The 17,933-nt window shown below is 49.7% G+C and carries 15 protein-coding genes; 1 reads left to right on the top strand and 14 read right to left on the bottom strand.

The window, feature by feature from the left end; genetic code table 11:
• Nucleotides 1-41: 41 nt before the first annotated feature.
• The 14 genes from NHN17_RS17945 to NHN17_RS17880 all read right to left on the bottom strand — a co-directional run bounded on the left by NHN17_RS17945 (nucleotide 42) and on the right by NHN17_RS17880 (nucleotide 16,534).
• Nucleotides 42-1,511 carry a response regulator gene (locus tag NHN17_RS17945; protein WP_255044036.1) on the bottom strand — a complete coding sequence of 490 codons (1,470 nt, stop codon included), beginning with the start codon at nucleotides 1,509-1,511 and terminating at the stop codon, nucleotides 42-44.
• Between the two features lie 33 nt (nucleotides 1,512-1,544).
• The gene (locus NHN17_RS17940; RefSeq protein ID WP_255044035.1) at nucleotides 1,545-2,237 is read right to left on the bottom strand and encodes a P-loop NTPase family protein; all 693 of its coding nucleotides are present in this window, start codon (nucleotides 2,235-2,237) and stop codon (nucleotides 1,545-1,547) included.
• Nucleotides 2,234-4,909, bottom strand: a complete 2,676-nt coding sequence (locus NHN17_RS17935; protein WP_255044034.1) for an SLBB domain-containing protein — start codon at nucleotides 4,907-4,909, stop codon at nucleotides 2,234-2,236. Before NHN17_RS17935 ends, NHN17_RS17940 begins: the two co-directional genes overlap by 4 nt.
• Nucleotides 4,906-5,700, bottom strand: coding sequence for an OmpA family protein (locus NHN17_RS17930; protein WP_255044033.1), 795 nt, complete (start codon nucleotides 5,698-5,700; stop codon nucleotides 4,906-4,908). Before NHN17_RS17930 ends, NHN17_RS17935 begins: the two co-directional genes overlap by 4 nt.
• Before the next feature lies 1 nt (nucleotide 5,701).
• Nucleotides 5,702-6,016, bottom strand: a complete 315-nt coding sequence (locus tag NHN17_RS17925) for an STAS domain-containing protein (RefSeq protein WP_255044032.1) — start codon at nucleotides 6,014-6,016, stop codon at nucleotides 5,702-5,704.
• Nucleotides 6,017-6,072: 56 nt separating this feature from the next.
• Nucleotides 6,073-7,887 carry a sugar transferase gene (locus NHN17_RS17920; RefSeq protein WP_255044031.1) on the bottom strand — a complete coding sequence of 605 codons (1,815 nt, stop codon included), beginning with the start codon at nucleotides 7,885-7,887 and terminating at the stop codon, nucleotides 6,073-6,075.
• A gap of 11 nt (nucleotides 7,888-7,898) precedes the next feature.
• Nucleotides 7,899-8,975 carry a glycosyltransferase gene (locus tag NHN17_RS17915; protein ID WP_255044030.1) on the bottom strand — a complete coding sequence of 359 codons (1,077 nt, stop codon included), beginning with the start codon at nucleotides 8,973-8,975 and terminating at the stop codon, nucleotides 7,899-7,901.
• Nucleotides 8,972-10,414, bottom strand: coding sequence for a sugar transporter (locus NHN17_RS17910; RefSeq protein WP_255044029.1), 1,443 nt, complete (start codon nucleotides 10,412-10,414; stop codon nucleotides 8,972-8,974). The genes NHN17_RS17915 and NHN17_RS17910 overlap by 4 nt, the downstream gene beginning before the upstream one ends.
• The gene (locus NHN17_RS17905) at nucleotides 10,411-10,752 is read right to left on the bottom strand and encodes a hypothetical protein (protein WP_255044028.1); all 342 of its coding nucleotides are present in this window, start codon (nucleotides 10,750-10,752) and stop codon (nucleotides 10,411-10,413) included. Before NHN17_RS17905 ends, NHN17_RS17910 begins: the two co-directional genes overlap by 4 nt.
• A gap of 116 nt (nucleotides 10,753-10,868) precedes the next feature.
• Nucleotides 10,869-11,996, bottom strand: coding sequence for a glycosyltransferase family protein (locus NHN17_RS17900; protein ID WP_255044027.1), 1,128 nt, complete (start codon nucleotides 11,994-11,996; stop codon nucleotides 10,869-10,871).
• A gap of 1 nt (nucleotide 11,997) precedes the next feature.
• On the bottom strand, nucleotides 11,998-12,693 hold the full coding sequence (locus NHN17_RS17895) for an acyltransferase (protein ID WP_255044026.1): 696 nt from the start codon (nucleotides 12,691-12,693) through the stop codon (nucleotides 11,998-12,000).
• A complete protein-coding gene (locus NHN17_RS17890) occupies nucleotides 12,677-14,008 on the bottom strand; it encodes an O-antigen ligase family protein (RefSeq protein ID WP_255044025.1) in 1,332 nt (443 codons plus the stop codon). The genes NHN17_RS17895 and NHN17_RS17890 overlap by 17 nt, the downstream gene beginning before the upstream one ends.
• Nucleotides 14,001-15,398, bottom strand: a complete 1,398-nt coding sequence (locus NHN17_RS17885) for a lipopolysaccharide biosynthesis protein (protein WP_255044024.1) — start codon at nucleotides 15,396-15,398, stop codon at nucleotides 14,001-14,003. The genes NHN17_RS17890 and NHN17_RS17885 overlap by 8 nt, the downstream gene beginning before the upstream one ends.
• Complete coding sequence (locus NHN17_RS17880; protein ID WP_255044023.1) at nucleotides 15,395-16,534, bottom strand: glycosyltransferase; 1,140 nt, start codon at nucleotides 16,532-16,534, stop codon at nucleotides 15,395-15,397. Before NHN17_RS17880 ends, NHN17_RS17885 begins: the two co-directional genes overlap by 4 nt.
• Before the next feature lie 148 nt (nucleotides 16,535-16,682).
• Between NHN17_RS17880 and NHN17_RS17875 the strand changes: the two genes are divergently transcribed.
• Nucleotides 16,683-17,591, top strand: a complete 909-nt coding sequence (locus tag NHN17_RS17875) for a glycosyltransferase family 2 protein (RefSeq protein ID WP_255044022.1) — start codon at nucleotides 16,683-16,685, stop codon at nucleotides 17,589-17,591.
• Nucleotides 17,592-17,933: the final 342 nt, after the last annotated feature.

Below are 17,933 nucleotides of genomic sequence, written 5' to 3'. Positions count from 1 at the left end.
TCAACTTATACAGATTTGTTTAATGCGTTTTACCCCTTCCGTCAATGGTTGCAACTTAGGGTAACCAAGGTGCGGTCATCTTCATGGTTGTCAGGATCGCGTTGCCACAGGTACTGATGGCGCTCTTCAATGGACATGCGGGTCATGTTCTTTTTCTCATGCTCGGGTAGCTCAGCCTCCAGCAAGCCATCACTGTAAACATGTAGGCTATTACCTGCATTCAACGTTAGCTGGCAGCTTTCCATTTGCAGGTTGTCAAATAGTCCTAATAATCCGATTGTCTCGTCTATGTGCAGGCAGGAGGAAGCATCACAAAGAATGGGTTTTGGCATTCCTGCGTTGTATAGAGTAACGGTATTTCGTGCTGTGAGGTGAATAACAAGCAAGCACACTAGGTTGTTGGACTGGGCTTGGTAGAGGTGCTGGTTGAGTCGATCGCATAATTGCGCTGGTGTTTGGTCTGGGTTGAGCAGTAGACCTTGGATTAAGCCGTAACAAATCCCGCCATTGGCTTTTGCGACGATGCCATGCCCCATTAAGTCGCCAAGGATCACCATTTCAGCTCCATCTGCCAATCTCTGATGAATAAAAAAGTCACCGCTGATCTCAGGCTCTCGGCTGAGGTGGATGTTGAAATTCCCAACTGTTATTGATGTTTGCTGCTTCACCCCTGGAGTGGGGGCATGCTCGAGTCTCTGCAGCAAGTTGTCTTCAAATGCATCGAGTAAGTGATGGTGACGTTTGAGTACTCGATCTAATACCTGCAGCAGATGCTGTTTGTTGATGGGTTTGGCCAGAAAGTCATCTATACCTGATTGGGTGACGGCCGTCATGGTATCCGACTCGGTATCACCAGAGAGAAAGATGAAGGGTAACAAGCGGTGGTGGCGGAGGTGTCCAACCTGCCGGCGGAATTCCAACCCGTTGATATTAGGCATCCATAGGTCGGTGAGGACCAAGTCGCAGTGGTTGGTTTGCAGCCATTTTAGCGCATCATCAGCTTGGCTGAAAATGGAAAGTTGATAGCTTTGTTCTAGGTAACTGGTCAGCATGGTGAGTTGGCTACGACTGTCATCGACAATAACAAGGTGCTTTCTGACGGATTGCAGTGGAAGGGTAAACTCTATTTTGTTGTGATCAGGCAAGATTTGATAACTAAAGTCAGGGAATGTTGCCCTTATGATGGCAAGTCCCATTCCTGATTCACACGGTAGGTCCGGTAATACCGCATCGGATAAATGCTGGGTTTGTGCGGGCCAAGGTGAGCCATTATCGCTAATGGCGAACCGGTATTGACCCGCAAACTTACCATAGCTGATGGTACACAGAGTCGCTGGTATTTGTTGGTGATCAAGTAAGTTGGCGCAGTATTCACTGCAGACTAACTTGATACTTTGAATCAAGTCGGGACTTAACTGCAGTGCCGAAGCTCTGTCATCCAGTACTCGGCGGATGTGGGCAAGGCTTTCGTAGCTAAGATTAAACTGACGGTGAAACAGAACTTGATTCATGTGGTGTCATCCTTGGTACGGTATGTGGCCTTGCTATTGGTATTTGCCTTGTAATAGCGGGCTACTTTGCAGGTAGTCGACCAGTTTTCGTTTGAGGCTAAGCGGTATCCATCGCGCCTTGCCGTTTAATACCCGGATGATTTCTTCGGCTAATGATGGGTTGGTCTTATCATTGATTAATGTGCCTAGTAAGGTAATACCATTTTGCTCAAGTTTGCTGACACAGGTCAGTAATTCACTTTCAGTCGTCTGAGCGGCAGCGAGGCAGAGGATGGTTGCATCACTGGCATGACTAAGCGCATTGATCGGCAGGTTTCGCCAATTGGTGTTGGTCATGGTACCGACATCGCAAAGGATATAGTGGTAATCCTGCTTCCAGCGCTCAAGTGCTTGCTGAAAGGTATTCGGTTGGCGCAGTTCCAAGATGGTTTGCTCTTTACTTGGGCGTGGGAGCAAGTCTAGTTGCTCTGTCAGTTGGAGTATCGCCTCCGATTCTCCTTCGCCATTACTACACCAAGGCCGAGAGGAATAGCCTTGTCCTGAACCCGCCAGATCAAGATCGACCAACAATACTTTGTGATCTTCGGCGCAGCGGCGTGCTAACCAGTTACAGTGGGTTGATGTCCCGCACTGGCTTGATGCGCCAGCCAAGGTGATCACCCGGGCATTACGTTGATGGATCTGGTGAAAAAGTTGATCATATTCTCCACTAAGCCAAGGTTTCATAATGCTGCTCCTAGGGCTATCAAGGTAACGATCCCCAGTACATCCCTCAGGCCCTTACGCCATTGCTCGCCGACGGAATCATTGAGGTTGGGGACATAAACAGTATCGCCAGGCCGCAAAAGCGGTAGGGGGTAACTGGCCGGATCGATGACGTAGTCGCGCAGGTTGAATGTTTGGGCTTTATCGCCGCAACATGATGTATTCACTATCATGATCCGCTCGATATAAGCACTGTCAGAAGGGCCTCCGGCTTCGGCCAGCAAATCGAGGATGTTCATTTGGTTGTTGAACGGGTAACGACCGGGTTTGTTGACAGAGCCCATGAGTCGGACGACTTGCTCTGCCGGCTTATCGAGCCAGTTTCCTTCCAGTTTAGGCACATAGATAACGTCACCGGGAACGATCTCGGGCAGCAAGGTTTCGTCACCCGTATCGAAATACATCGATAGATTGAGACGGGTGACTCGGGCTGTACTGTCATTACGGTGGCTGATACGAATTTGGCGTAGATCGGCATCGCCATTGGGGCCGTCGGCTGCAGAAAGGATATCAAGGAAGCCCAGCTCGCGATTGAAGGCATAGCGTCCCGGTGCGCCGACTTGGCCAAAGACATAAATTGAATCATCGGCGGATTGGCGGATCCAGCTGGATTTGTTGTCAGTCGGGTCGTGGGGCAGCTCGTCGATGACGATGGTATCACCGGCAGCCAGTCGGGGTAGGGCGGTAAAGCTCCCACCTTCATTGATAAAGTTATCCAAATCAAAGTACAACACATTATCTTGTGATTGGCGGTTTTCTTTAATGATCCGAATATTGGTGATGTTTGCCTGTTGCAGCGGCCCGCCAGATAGAGCTAACACGTCCAGGAAGGTCATGCTGACATTCCAGTTGAAGCGGCCGGGAGATTTTACTGCCCCTATGACTTTGATAGCCTCGGTATCGGCAACCATATCGACCTGTGGTATGAAGATGACATCACCGGCAACCACTTTGGGCAGCAAGGATTCATTACCGGTTTTGAAGTAGCGAGCAAGGTTGAATCGGGTCACCTTGGTGGTTTCACCATTACGATGAGTGATCAGTACTTCTTGGATATCGGCTTCACCGGTCGGCCCATCAGCGGCGGAGAGAATATCAAGGAATCCTTGTTCGCTGTTGAAGGCGTATCGCCCTGGGGCACCGACTTGGCCGAAAATGTAGATAGAGTCTTGTGCTGACTGACGCAACCAGCTGGCTTTGTTATCGGTTGGGTCGTGAGGTAGCTCATCAAAGATGATGGTGTCACCCGCTTGTAGCTGCGGCAGTTGACTTTGGGGTTTGCCTTGCTTGGTGAATGCTAGAAAGTCGAAGAAGGTGACCCTTTGCTCATCCGCCTTGGCATTCTCGCGCACAATACGTATGTTCGACAGGTTCGTCTGTTGTTTCGGGCCGCCGGCATGGGCCAACAGATCCATAAAACCCATGGTGTCATTCCACTCAAAGCGTCCGGGGTTATTGACTGCACCGATAATTTTGATGGCGCGATCGTTGGTCACCTTGAGCCACGATTTTTCGTTGACGTCGATTTTTTCCGGAATGAAGATGACATCGCCCGGCACCATGTCAGGCAAAGGGTACAGAGCCGGTGCTTGGGTATATTTGACAAGGTTGATTGTCATTGAAGCTTTTGTATTGCTAAGTAGCTTTATTTGAGTGGTATCAGCAAATCGAGTTGGACCTCCCGCATTGGCCAGCACATCGATGAAACCGGTTCCGGGCGAGCTTTCGTAGGCGCCAGGCGCTTTGACCTCACCCATGACATAGACAGTACGAGACGTGGTATTGATATCTTCGACTTCTATTGGGGCAAAGATGGTAGTGCCGGGTTTCACCGGCGGCAAATCCTTCATTACGCCTGTATCTAGGTAGGCTTTGAGATCAAAAAGGTAGGGGGTGTTATCGGTGATCACTCGAATTTTTGTCACATCAGCATAGCGGGTGACGCCCTCCGCACGCATCAAGGCATCGACTACCGTCATACCCGGTTTGAAACTGAAGGTTCCTGGATTGCGCAATTCACCAAATATGGTGATCCCTTGCTCTTCATTGGCATCTCCCCCCTTTGTTAGCGAAGCGGCGTCAAAATCAACTTCGACGTTGCCGAGCAGCGGTGACGTCGGGACAAAGATGGTATCACCACCTTGTAAAGCCGGAAGCTTGTCTGGATCGCCAGCGTCGAGATAAGCTTTGTAATTGAATTGTTGGGAGCGGCCATCTCGGAGCAGTTTGAATTGATCTAATTGTGCTCCGGGTCGGGCACCGCCTGCCGCGGATATCGCCATCTGGACATTGGCACCGGGTTTGAGCGAAATCATGCCGGGCTCCTCGACATAGCCAAGGACTTGTACCCGCAAGACTTGCTCAAGAATACTGAGTTTGAATTCGTCGAGGTTGCGGTAAATCGTTGTAAGTCGTTCGCGTAATCGCTCCTCGGCCTGGGGAAGGCTCAAGCCGGCAATTGGCACCAAGCCGACTTCCGGGAGCCTGATTTGTCCTTGATCGTCGATGGTAAACGGCTCATCGAAATCACTCTCTCCCGGAAGCTGGAGAAATACTCGGTCTCCAGGTGTCAGATTTGCTCCCCAGGCCGGCGGGATAATGATGAGGAAAAAAATCAGTAGCATCCTGCTCATAGCGAACCCGAGCTTAGCTGCTCTTTAACGGCATGCCAGTCACTGAGTGAATATATCCGATGTGGTGCCCGGGTGTGGTGGTCGACCAGTACTCTGGCATCGACTTTCCGGTTGCTAAGACGTTGTGTTCTTGAACTTGGGTCTTCAAACGATTCTCTTTCACCAGCACTGAAAATTGAAATCTGGTTGGCATCGACCCCTTGTTCAATAAGGTAGCGTCGGACCATATCGGCGCGCCGCATACCAAGTTGGTAATTGCTCTGCTCTGTGCCAATGGTGTCGGTATGTCCGGTCAGTTGAAGCTGCCAATGATCTTGGCGTTTTAGAATCGATGCGGCACGACGCAATGCATTTTGATAATCGGGCAGTAATTTGGTGCGGTTAAAGGCGAACTGGTTATCAACTCGCATTAATAGTAGGAATTGATCCCGCAACTGTATCTCGGAATAGCGAGTATCGAGGCATTCGGTATGGTGCTCTAGCCAGTCCATCTGGCGCTGTATTTTGGCAAACTGAGTTTGATAGGCAAGTAAGGTGATATCGGCATCGTCGGTGAATCCGGCCTTGGCTTCTTGATTTGCCTTATCATGGAGGTTGGTAAGCTGCTGGTATTGCCCCGGCAGGCATAGCTTGGCTCCGCGGGTTGCCAGCAGCTGGAGTTCGAAACTGTGGTGCTCAAGCTCATGCCACTGATCAACATCCGGCGTAGCATATGGCGTATCACCGGTGGTAGGCCAGGTGGTACAGCCACTGGCCAGCAGTATCATTAGCAAGCTTGATAATTTTCCCATATCAACATAACTCCGCTGAGGTGATCAAAGGGATCACCTTGTCGATCCTTAACATTTTCATCAGCTGGCGCGGTTGGCCGTTCACATTGAGCAGGCGTAATGTTTTTCCTCGGCTTTTTAAGCGCTTGTATAAGAAAACAATGGCACCAATTCCACAGGAGTCAATAAATTGTACTTCTGTCATATCAATGATCAGTTCATCATTATCAGTCTGACTGAGTGTTTTGAACTCTGGCTCCAACTGTCTGGCTAGGTGGGCGTCAAATTCATTTTGAAGTGTCAGACCGATATTGGTGTTATTTACTGCTTGATTCATAACTGGCCTTTTGTGTTGTTGATGTTCCTCCTCTATCAATACAAGTGCTGTGCCAACTATTGCCCGCGTTTACTCACCATGATGTAAATGGTTTTGAAAATAATGAACAGATCCATTTTGATCCATTGTAATGGTGAGCTAAGGGCTAAGGCATAAGCGTGATCAAAGCCTATTTTGCTTTTCACGTCTTCTAGGTCACTGTCATAGCCCTGGCTGACTTGGGCTAGGCCTGTGATCCCTGGCTTCAACCCTGCCGTTCGCTCAAGGTAAAATGGCAATGCATTTTGCAAAGTGCCACAAAACTCCGGCCGTTCCGGCCGAGGGCCGATTAACGCCATATCCCCTTTGATGACATTGATAAACTGGGGGAGTTCATCCAGCCGGGTGACACGGAGAAAGTGGCCGATCCGGGTAATGCGAGGGTCATTCTGTTGCGCCCAGGTTGCGCCAGATTTTGACTCTGCGTTATGGGACATGGAGCGAAACTTAATGACATCAAATAGCTCGACTTGCTCCTCGCTGATCCTGCCCACACGCATTTGGCGGTAGAACACAGGCCCTGGGGAGTCCAGTTTGATCAATAGGGCAATCAACGGCCAGAGTGGCAAGGTCAAAACCATACCGGTTGTGGCCAGCAAGATATCACTGATGCGCTTGAGCAGTTGGGTCGACTGGGCCTGGTAGCTTGATATAGGCGGGAGATGGCGCCAGCCTGTGCGAAAGTGACCCATGCAGTAACGAAGCATACCGACCAATGACGCGGTATAACCGCTGACAAAATAGTGCAGCTTATCAGTCAGCTTGTTGTGGATGCCGAACAGGGGCAAGGTGGCTGATAAATATCCGGTGACTTGCAGGGCAGTTAAGAGTTGAGCAAGCCCTGAACCTTGGATAGCCAAGGCCAAAGATAAGATGAAATAGCCGAGCAAGGTGAATGGCATGAGTGTTCGCAGGGCTTTACCTGAGGTAAATAGCCAGCGTGCGCCATCATGGCCATGGCGGAACACGAAGCGACAGCGGAGCAACTGTTGCAGGTTGCCGGCACCGATCCGCTGCCGGCGTTGATAGGTATCTTGCTCGGTGGAAGGAGAGAGCTCGACGCTGTTGATATAGTGGTTGAATTGAACCTGGTAGCCTTGTTTGATCACCAGCATCGTCTGGATGAAGTCATCATTGATGGTATCTTCAGGTAAAGAGGAAAATAGTGGTGCGCGGACGATATAGAAGGCCCCGTTGCCTCCCATAACACTGCCGAGCTTCGATTCGGTTTGGCGAATCGAGTTTTGCCATTGCCAGTATTGCTGTTCACCACTGGAGGCTTCGGCCAATAGGTAGTTACAGGTCAGCGCCCCGACTTGCGGATCGCTAAAGCTATCTGCGGCGTGAGTTAGGGCATCAATCGAAAGTAGCGCCGAGACATCGGACATCGCAATCAAGTCGACCTGGTCTTTCACCAAGCTGAGAAGCTGATTGATGCGCACAACTTTGCCTTTATTGTCCGTCTCAACGATGCACTCCAGCTGAATACCAGACTCGGCATATTTGTCCTGCCATCCAAGGACTAGCTCTGCAGTGTTGTCACTGCAACCATCACAGCAAACCCAAACAGAGAGCTTCTCGGGTGGGTAATCCAGCATCAATAGGTTGGCAAGCTTGGCTTCGATAAAGTCTGCTTCGTTGTGGGCGGGAATGAGAATCGCAATCGAGGGTAAGCCTGTCGGTTCGCAAGAGGGTGACTCGCTGTTTCCGGGTGGTTGCTCAGCAGTTATGGGTGTTTTTCGGCTTAACCAGATCATCAACCCGGTATAGATGACGTGGTGATAGACAATCACTATGGTCATCGCGATTAATACAATCCAACTGATAGTCATGGTGATTTCCCTTATCTGTTAGCTAGCGACTCATATGAGGCCGTCATTTCCCGGACATCGGCTAGGCGGCGAATATATTGGGTGGTTTGATGGCAATCATGGATGGGGGTGCGAAGTCTGTCGTGCAAGGCTTTGGCAAGTACAGTGGGGTGCTCTGCTGGGATCAAGTGACCGCTGTGAGGACAGATCAAGTCGGGGATCCCGCCAACATCGGAGGCAATAACAGGTTTGCCGCAGGCCTGGGCTTCAAGCAGTGCAAGGGGAAGCCCCTCTTGGCGAGATGGCATACAGAACAGGTCAATTGCATGGTAGAAGTTAAGCATATTGTCACATCGCCCCAGCCAATGAACTCGCTCGCTAAGTCCTAGTTGCTGCGACAGGTGTTCTAATTGAATGCGCTCAGGGCCGTGACCGGCGACGACGACATGATAAACCTCTGGCAATGCTGCCAATGCCTCTAGCAAGGTATCAATCCCTTTTTCTCGCACTAAGCGCCCAGCACAACCAATGATTAATTTATCGGTAGGAACCTGAAGGTGATGTCTTGCTTGATTAGCCTGGCCTGGCACATAGTGGTGGGTATCGATCCCATTGATTATCACATGATCAGCAGAGATCCCTTGGGATTCTAGGTGATCGGCAATGCGGGGAGCGTCAGCGACAAGCTGGATGTTGCTTCCAGCCAGCAGGCTACGGGTGAGTAGCCGCTGCTTAGGATCCTCAAGGTGCCAGCTGTCGTGCTCGGTTTGGATGTGGGTGATCCCTTTCAGCCCTAGGCTCGCTGCGCGACTGTACAGTAGTGGTCCTAAATGGTGGGAGTGAATCACCTTGGCTTGCAATGTGCGGATAAGCCGTCGTAATTTGAAAATGGTTTTGATATCGCGACCGTGAGGTTTATTGAGGAAATATAACCGCTCTGCTAGCGGTGCCAACTCGGGCCATTGTTCGATCGCCTGATCTTTATTGCCTTCTAGTGCAACAACATATACTTGATTATCAGGAGAAGCGAATCGCACCAGGTTGAGTACCAACCGTTCAATACCGCCGGGACTCAAGTGCTGGACAACCTGCAAGGTAGTGGTAGTCATGACGTTTCCTCGGAAAAGTGGGGAATGCGAATTAGTACTGGGGCTTTTGCTAAGCGGACAATCTGCCCGCTTTGGTACAGACGAGTGTCTAGCAATTGCACGGCGCAAACCAATGACAACCCTAGCCCCAAACCGACAAAGATGCCCATAGTGAAGTTGATCCACCAAGGCCAATTTAGCGGTTGGCTCGGTATGCTGGGACGAGCAATGATTTTGAGTTTGTCGGGCTCTTCGAAGCGTCCGAGTTGGCCGGTGACTTTGGCCATCTCATAACGCTCGAGCAGTTGGTTGTATATCTTGGCCTTAACGTCATAGTTGCGCTGCAACACGGTCAGCTCTTTTTCCAGCTGGGCAAACTCGGCCCGTTTATCTTGCAAGCGTGTCGCCTGGGACTCCAATAGCTCAAGCTCTCCCTCAAGCGATTGAATTTGGCTTTCAGCCTGTTGTAGCTGTTCGAATTGGCTGATCAGGATTGGCTGATTGGGGTTATCGAGTTGCTGGGTGTTACTGGCAATGCGCTGCCAGAGCTGACCAACCTCCTGAGCATTGAGTGATTGTTGTTGATCAACAAGTCGTGCGCGCTCTTGTTTCAGGCGATCTAGCTGACGAACGACGGCTTTTACCGAGGAGTGGCGGTCGGTGTAACTGGCTCTGAGTATGGCGAGCTCGGCTTCGGCTTTGACTATTTCTGTTTCGAGCATTCCGACAACCGGGTTGGTACTGGCTAGACGGTTATAGAAGTTATCCCGTTTGGCTTGGGCGTTGAGCAGCTCGAGTCTGGTTTCCTGGATCAGGGTATTTATCTGGGCGTCATTTTGGATCCGGCTTCCTTGTAGTTGCGGTAAATTACCGGCATTGTCTGATTTAAACGTTGCCAAGGCACTCTCGGCATTTTCCAAATCGATTAAGGTTGATTCGAGCTGTTGCTGAAGGAAAAGCTCGGAACCGTCTATCGACGCGCGGCCGGGAGCGCGGAGTTTATCGAGGAACAACTCGGAGAGCTTATTTAGGATCCCTGGCATCTCTTTAGGGGTGTGCCAATTCAAGCCCAATTGAACCAAGTCATTACCGATCAAGTTGACGCTGAGGTTGCTGTTGAGTTGGTTGACTACGGCACTTATTTGGCTTGGGTTATGAGCTGGCGCTAGCTCGAGTTCGATAGCAACCTGTTCGAGGACAAACTGACTATGGAGCAACACCCGCAGTGCTTTTATCCGCTTTTGCAGATTCATCGAGATAGATAAATCTTCCAGGAACGGGTTTAGCATTGCAGCCTCCTGCACCAGTATCGTGGTTTGGGCATAATAGCGCTTGGCCTTTACCGCTCCGCCTGCAGTCATGAGTAGCGGCATGATAAGCATCGGCAGTAAGAGCAGGTAGCGATGATTCCACAAAGCCTGCAGTAGCGGGTATAGCTTGGCAAAGAGTTGGGCTCTCATGGGGACTGCCTTTGTAATATCAGGGTATCGGCGGTCTGGTTAGGGGCATATTCCAGATGCAAGGGGATATTTTGGCTATTAGATAGGCTGCTGACGGCTTGAATACGCTTTTGACTTTGCAGCAGTGCATCAAAAGGGTTAGCCAGATCTGCCGGTGCCACTTTGGCGGCAAGCTGGTGATAGGGGTTATCGGCCAGAAAGTCACTGATCTTGCGTTGTTGCTCTGCCGTCAGTGAGACTTGTTCCGGGCTGAAAAATAGTGTCAGGGTTGTTTGCTTTGGCTGTGACGCACAGCCAAAAATTAACAAGCAACTGATGGCAATTATTATCTCTCTCATTTTCCCCTCGGTCTTTTCAATTTGCTACTTCATTTATTGGTAGCAAAAAAAGTGCCCGAAGTTAGGTAAATTGTTATCTAGCGTCTGAAATAATTGACATGGGTAAGGATTAGGCTTTAGCGGGATAAGTTATGTTCAATAACCTCAAGGGCTTGTAGGGCACGGCACTCCCAACTCTCATCAGCAACAGTTTGGTAAGCGCGCTGAGAATAATGCTGTCTTTGTGAAGGTGTCCATTGGCTGTATTGGTCGATCGCATTTAGCCATTCGGTTGTGCTGGTGGCTGTGGTTATGACAGAGCGGTAGGGCGTAGTCGCCGGGAATGCACTGCTGATCGCCGGACAGCCCGCAGCCAAATATTCTCTCAGCTTTAGCGGGTTGCAGGATCGGATCTGTTCATTATCAATAAAGGGCAAGATAGCCATGGTCCAGTGTTGTAGGTAGCGAGCTAGCTGGTGGTGGGGCTTGGCTGGGAGCAGGATGATGTTTTGTTGTTGGCGCAGTCGTTCGGTATCGCAATCTTGGCGGCCGATAAAATAGAAATTGATATGGGGCCGGGCTTTCGCCAGTTTGATAATCAGTGTTTGATCCAGCCAGTTATTCAGACTGCCATAAAAGCCAATGCTAGGACGGGATGGGTCAATATCCTCTGGGTGGGTAGCAGGTTTCGCAAATTGCGATAAATGTACACCGTGTGGTAGCAGAACGGTTTTGTTGGTGGGAAACTTTGCCTTTAGGGCTGGGCTGCAGGCAAAAATGACATCAGCGCGGGCAATAAGACGTTGCTCGGCTTGGGCGGCAAGTTGATGATCCACACCTGCAAGCGCTGTAAAGTCATCCCCGCAATAATAAACCACCAAGTCACTATCACAGATATCAAGGTAATCGACGGCACTTGGCAGTGCGGCCCATACGACACGCTGGTATGTTTTCTTTGATAGTTGCCTTTTCAAGAGGTGGCTGTTGAGTGCTTTAAGAAGTGCGTGTTGCGCCATTGGCCACACTAATGGCCTGATGACAGTGGTGGGCTTCTCTGTGTGCGTGTTTTGCGCCTTGTCAGTTTTGCTGCCCCGCGTCGTCACTTTTTCCCACATCCGTCTTAGGTCTCGGTGGTTCAATGTTGGCTGGCGTAAGCCAATAGAGTTAATCCAGTGAACATCATATTGTTGTCCGATAGCCTGTAATAAATGCTGGCTGCTGGAGGGATGGCGGCCCCAGTCTTCTCCGAAAACGAGAAATTCCATGTTAATACTCCAACTGTTTAATGACTTTCGCAGGATTGCCGCCAGCCAGTACTCCGGCGGGAATATCTTTAGTCACCACGCTACCGGCGGCGATCACGCTACCTTCCCCAATCGTGACTCCGGCCATTACCATCACGCCTGTGCCCAGCCAAGCATTGCGACAAAGATGAATATCCCCGATTTGCTGCTCGGTATCCGGTTTACCTTGGGCACGGGCTATAGGGTCTAACGGGTGGCCGGGAAACCCGGCGAGAAAAACTTTACCCGCAAGCCGGACATTGTCATCAATACGAATAGTTCGCCCGACTGCTAGGGTGTTCTGCCAACCGATATCGACATTGTTACCTACGATAAGCCGAGGGGTAACCTCCCCCCATGCCCGCCCGCAGTATGTTGCTATACCTGATAGCCGACATTCTTCACCTAAATGAATATCTAATGGGCCGAGGATTTGCGGCATGCCACAGTCTAGGTGCAAGTGGCGGGGGCGGTTAGCCAGACGAGAGATAAACATTGGGGTGAAATAGCCTTTTTGCAAAATGCAATGAAGACTTTCCTTTATAGTTAAATGCAAGTGATACAAACCATGATGCAAAAGCGGAATACAAGGTATATAGCTGCCACGTAGTCGTTGAACGACATTTTTCAACATGGCGAAATGGTTGGGTGCCAGATGGGCCTTAACGAGTGCGCGCATAATTTACCTCCTGATTCAGGGTGAGCCTGTCTAAAGCCAGTAGTAACCCGATCAAAATGTACAGGGGCCAAGTGGTGCCTTGGGTAAGGAAGGTGCCACTGACACAAAATGATAAGGTTCCGAGCCATAGCCCTTGTGCCAATGGCTTCATTTCATGATGTTCAAGCCGCTTGAGAAGCTGGTAACTGACACGCAGGGCACCAATAACCATTAGCAGGAATAGTACCAACCCTACGAATCCGGTTTCAGAGAGGATTTGGAGCCAGGTACTGTGCACTGCGTGATTCTTGCCATCCCAGTGTGGTGAATAAAAATAGTAGTTGTAATAGAAGTTGTTGAGGCCGACGCCTGTGAATGGGTTACTGACGGCCATGTTGAACGCGGCTTGCCAGGCATAAATTCGTCCCATCGCTGATTCATCAATCCCCGACTCAGCGGCTCCGCCTGAACTGCGGTCACTGATCCCAGCAAGAAGCATCAAGGCCAATAACCCGATCCCGCTGATGATGGTTGGTAACACAATCGATCTGCTTCTCATCAGGGCCATGGCGAAGACCACGCAGGCGATACCCAATAATCCACCGCGGCTTTGGGTCGCGAGTACACTCATGATCATGATAATCAGTACGACGATGGATAAAGCTCGCTGCCACTTGGGGCCGTGGAAACTGTAAGCCATAGCAAAGGAGACTGGGAATTGAAGTACCAAAGCCAGATCGTTGGGATCGCCGAGCATCGAGCCGATATCCCTACCTATGGTGACCCGAGTTCCCTCGACGAGGCCAATGCCATTGGCTTTGTTGAACAGAGCCAACCCACCGATTAATAGGCCACTGAGCAAGAGAAGGTAAGGGATTATTTTCAGCTGCGGTAGTCGTTGTGGTAGCCAGCTAATAGCGAAAACCATAATAACGATTTTGATAAAGTTGCCATTAAAACTGGCAAAAGCTTCACCACGATTGCTTGCGCAAAGGCAAGAGACCAACACCCAGGCGCTAAACAGCAAGAACAGTGTTTGTAACTTGTGCCAATTGATGGTCTCTCTTTGCAACCACAGTTGCCACCCAAGCCCGGCGAGGCTCGCCAAGGCTAAGAGCTGGGGGATCTTCAGTGGCATTAATAGAGGAAAGGCTTCGTGGATCCTGAAGTAGGAAAAAATAATAAATCCAACACAAATGAGGAATGCCTGGTTTATGACAAAAGGCAGAGCAAAAAGCAGGCTTACCAGTAACACCAAGTTGCCCTGAGACATCCAGAAAAAGAATATCAGTCCGCTGCTGGTGAGGGCGAGGAGCCACTGGTTCAGCCTATTCATAGTGTTTTGCCGCTCTCAGTGAATTATCAAGCTTCTTCTGCCGGCTCAGGGCAAGCTTTGCTTTTCCCCAAGGCCAGACAATCTGACTGATTAACAGCAGAGTGCATATAACTTCGTAGGCTGGGGTCAGCTGATAATGAGCCGTCAGTAATAAAGTTATCAGGCCATAGCTGGTTGCAAGTCGGCCTAGCGGATAGGGCAGGGGCAAATAGTATTGGCTGTAGTAATAGAACAAGCTTAGGCGTAACAGTTGAAGCCCAATACCTGCTCCAATAAATGCGAAAAGGCCATACTCGGGAAGGATGAAGAATAAGATACCCAAGGCGCAGCAAGCACTGAATATGCCGATAAGCACCACGCTTTTGCCGTCTTTCTGATGGTAGCAACCGATGTTGAGCAAGGTGCTGGCATGTTTGAACATCACCATGATACCGAGCATTGGCAGCATATCGGCACTGGCGTGAAAATCATCAGGTAGCCACCAAAGTAAGAATCGTGAACCGATGGTAATGATCCCAGCTGCGACCAAACAACTTAATTGGCAGCCTATTACACTGATTTCCGCGGCTTGCTGGCGATCTTCTGCAGTGTTAATTAAGCCAAAGCGTTTGGGAAACCACCACAGGCCAAAAGGTTCGAGTAACAAGCTTGCCGCAATCGCCCACTGGATGGCGACGGCGTACGGCGCCAATAGGCTCAGCCCTAATGTGTCTGCGATTGCCCAGCGTTCAGCGCCGATAATCACAAAGCTAAGTATGCCCGAGAGGGTAATCGCCCGGCCATATCGTAAAAAAAGTCTAATGTGGCCCAATCTGGGGGATGGGAAGTGTTTGGCTAAGACAATCACTTGCACTATCTGGGCGACGAGTCCGGCAGCCATTATCCCATCAACGCCATAATGAGGGGCTAGCAGCATGACGCCTAAGCCCTGAATAAGGGCGAATACGATTTGCGCCGTGACAAAGAGTTTGGCTTCATTGCGGATCCGCAAGATAGCCAGGGGGACACAGCACAGGGTGTTGAGAAACAGGGTCGTGAGTAAACAATGTAAGGCAAATAAGGGCGGTTCGCCGGGTAGAGCTTGCTGCAACCAAGGTACCGTTAGCTGGGCGACAATCGTTAACCCGCCTGCGATGGTGAGCAGAAGCCCCAGTGCACTGCGGAAAATTGCGTCTTGATCATGCTGTTCATGGGCGAAACGGTAAATGGCATCACTGATCCCAAAAGACATGATCAATGTCAGTAAACTGCCCAAGGCGACAAGTACATCCAGCCGACCAAACTGTTCGGTCCCCAACCATTGGGTCACAAAAGGCTGCAGAAATAATGCTACAAGCTTGCTGCTGATCAAGCCAACAGCGTATACCGCCATGGTCAGGGCTGGAGTCATAATGCGTCCACCTGTGCTGACAGCCTTTTGGCTTGAGAGAGGGCGGTGAAATGCTCCATGACTCGATTGAATGCTTTTTCTCGAAGCTCAGTGAGTTTGGTGACTGGCTCAAGTCGGTGAGCTGCCATCGCTTGTGCCAAGGCCATGTGATCATTCATCGGAACCTGATGGCCATATTGGTTTTCAAGGATTTCATTGCAACCGGCCAGATCGGTTGTGATAACCGGTAGTCCCAGCGCCATGGCTTCCTTGATAACCAGCGGACCGGTGTCTTTGTCGCCGTTGGGGGCGATAGTGAAAGGAGCGACCAAGGCTTTATAGTCATTGGCATGTTGTCGGTACCACGCTGCTTCTTTACGGCCGAGAAAGTGAACTTGGGACGCGACCCCCTGTTGGTGGGCTTGCTGTTGTAACTGAGGTAATAGCGGGCCATCACCGACAATGTCCAAGGAGGAGTCAGGGGGCAATTGGCTTAATGCGGTGATCAGGGTGTCTAGCCCCTTTTTCTCAACCAATCGTCCGATAAATAGAAAGTCTTTTTTGGGGTGCCAATCTGACGTTAGAGGCGGGTATTGGGTTGAATCAATGCCACAGGGTATATGCAAAACTGGACGCTCCGTTGCAGCTTGCAGTTCAATTTGCATTTCTTTGGTAACAGCACAGATGAAATCAGCGGCTTGCAGCTTGCTGGAAATGTCTTGCGGTGTGGCGTAAATGTCTGCACCGTGGCCAACAAAAGATACCGGGATATTGAGTAGTTTGGCCGCGACGATTGCCGTTGCGGTGCTGTGCCAAGCAAAGTGGGCGTGAAGGTGTTCGCAGTTGTCTTTCTTGGCCAGGTGAGCCAGTTGTAACCCTTGGCGTAGTAGTGACAGGTAGGAAAACCCGCGCTGCTGCTTGAGAAAACCATGGCATCTAAAAACATTTCCAAGCGCCGTTATTGGGTATTTGGGAGCAGAGGAAAGATAGCGGCAATGCTGTTTAAGTTCCTCATCCGCCGGTTGGAAATATTGCCCTGGGCTAAAGGCGTATGGCTGAACCGAGTGTCCCAGCGCCTTCATCGCTCTTATTTCTACCCCAACAAATGTTTCGGATAGCGTTGGGAATACGGGGATCACATAACCAATTTTCTTCATTACTCTATCCTCACGGTTACCGATTGAACACACTGTGCAATATGCAGTGCTCTGCTTGTTCACTTTAACTATCCAATATTGATGCCAACACGTATTGGCGTGTGGATTGCATTGGGATAATGACAAAGACAACTAACAGGTGGATGTGATGAACTCAGGAATAGAAGTCAGTGTGGTAATCCCCAATTACAATTGCCTGCCAACTTTACCGAGGGCGATCGAGAGTATCCGGATGCAAGATATACCGGTTGAAATCATTGTGGTTGATGATGGTTCGAGTGACGGTTCGCGGGAGTGGTTGGCACAGCAAGCCGATATCAAGTTACTTATGACTGAACGATCTGGCGCGTCGCAAGCAAGAAACCATGGTATTGAGCATTGCTCGAATGAACTTATAGCCTTTCTTGATGCTGATGATTATTGGTTAGAAAACAAATTATCCCAGCAGTTATCGCTCCATCAGCATAATCCTGAGTTGATATTCAGCTTTACCGATTACATGCATATGACCGAAGAGGGGCAGCCAATTATTGGATGTTTTGACTATTGGCCGCGTTTTCACAAACAGCTCAGTTCCGGGCCTGTATCTGTCTTCCCTGTTTTCACTCCATTACTCTTTGCCGAAAATGTGGTAGGAACCAGTACTGTAATGGTGAACAAGCAGGCCTTGGTTGAGGTAGGGGGATTTGATGCTGAATTGAAATCGGCCTCTGATTGGGACTTATGGCTAAAAATGGCAGAGAAAGGAGCCGTTGGGGTTCTCAGTATTAATTTATGCCATTATATTTCGGATAGAGCGGATGCGATAAGCCGGGATCACAATAAGCGTCTTAAGGCGATGAAGTTAATATTGAACAAGCACCGTTCCACGGTCAGTAAACACCCAACAGCGCTTCTAGCGGGATATTTACGTTGGGTGACGGGAAAAGCTGAGTACAACCGATTGAAAAAAGCCTATCTCATTTCGGCCTGTCAGGAGCTTGCCGTGCTTTGTCTACAGCCCAGTAAGCAAAGAATGAAAGCGGCGGGTCGAGATATATTGAATATTTTGTCGTAAAAATAATCCACTTTTTCTCACTAGTGTATTTTTTATTCGGTTGGTGTTTATTTTTATTTTTATACTTGCCAATAATTATTCTCTCTCTATAATGCCGCATCACCGACACGGAGAGCGGCGCTGAAAAGCCCACTACCGAGCGGTAAGGGAATAGCTAGAAAAAATAAACTTAAAAAGTGTTTGACACAAAAGTTTGTTTGGATAGAATGGCTGCCCTGTTCAACGAGAGTTAACTTCGCTAAGAGGTTGATATAAGTTGGATATTTTGTTCTTTAACAATTTGACCATGCAATCTGTGTGGGCACTCGTGAAATGATAGTCAACAAAAGAATTATCAATGAA

The sequence above is a fragment of the Photobacterium pectinilyticum genome, assembly GCF_024357955.1.
In the GTDB taxonomy this organism is placed as follows: Bacteria; Pseudomonadota; Gammaproteobacteria; order Enterobacterales; family Vibrionaceae; genus Photobacterium; species Photobacterium pectinilyticum.
The sequence above is the reverse complement of the archived record's forward strand: the minus strand, read 5'-3'. Positions and strand labels throughout refer to the sequence as shown.

Coding starts and splice junctions, on each gene's coding strand:
- NHN17_RS17945 (WP_255044036.1), bottom strand. CDS start 1,511: ATGAATCAAGTTCTGTTTCACCGTCAGTTTAATCTTAGCTACGAAAGC.
- NHN17_RS17940 (WP_255044035.1), bottom strand. CDS start 2,237: ATGAAACCTTGGCTTAGTGGAGAATATGATCAACTTTTTCACCAGATC.
- NHN17_RS17935 (WP_255044034.1), bottom strand. CDS start 4,909: ATGAGCAGGATGCTACTGATTTTTTTCCTCATCATTATCCCGCCGGCC.
- NHN17_RS17930 (WP_255044033.1), bottom strand. CDS start 5,700: ATGGGAAAATTATCAAGCTTGCTAATGATACTGCTGGCCAGTGGCTGT.
- NHN17_RS17925 (WP_255044032.1), bottom strand. CDS start 6,016: ATGAATCAAGCAGTAAATAACACCAATATCGGTCTGACACTTCAAAAT.
- NHN17_RS17920 (WP_255044031.1), bottom strand. CDS start 7,887: ATGACTATCAGTTGGATTGTATTAATCGCGATGACCATAGTGATTGTC.
- NHN17_RS17915 (WP_255044030.1), bottom strand. CDS start 8,975: ATGACTACCACTACCTTGCAGGTTGTCCAGCACTTGAGTCCCGGCGGT.
- NHN17_RS17910 (WP_255044029.1), bottom strand. CDS start 10,414: ATGAGAGCCCAACTCTTTGCCAAGCTATACCCGCTACTGCAGGCTTTG.
- NHN17_RS17905 (WP_255044028.1), bottom strand. CDS start 10,752: ATGAGAGAGATAATAATTGCCATCAGTTGCTTGTTAATTTTTGGCTGT.
- NHN17_RS17900 (WP_255044027.1), bottom strand. CDS start 11,996: ATGGAATTTCTCGTTTTCGGAGAAGACTGGGGCCGCCATCCCTCCAGC.
- NHN17_RS17895 (WP_255044026.1), bottom strand. CDS start 12,693: ATGCGCGCACTCGTTAAGGCCCATCTGGCACCCAACCATTTCGCCATG.
- NHN17_RS17890 (WP_255044025.1), bottom strand. CDS start 14,008: ATGAATAGGCTGAACCAGTGGCTCCTCGCCCTCACCAGCAGCGGACTG.
- NHN17_RS17885 (WP_255044024.1), bottom strand. CDS start 15,398: ATGACTCCAGCCCTGACCATGGCGGTATACGCTGTTGGCTTGATCAGC.
- NHN17_RS17880 (WP_255044023.1), bottom strand. CDS start 16,534: ATGAAGAAAATTGGTTATGTGATCCCCGTATTCCCAACGCTATCCGAA.
- NHN17_RS17875 (WP_255044022.1), top strand. CDS start 16,683: ATGAACTCAGGAATAGAAGTCAGTGTGGTAATCCCCAATTACAATTGC.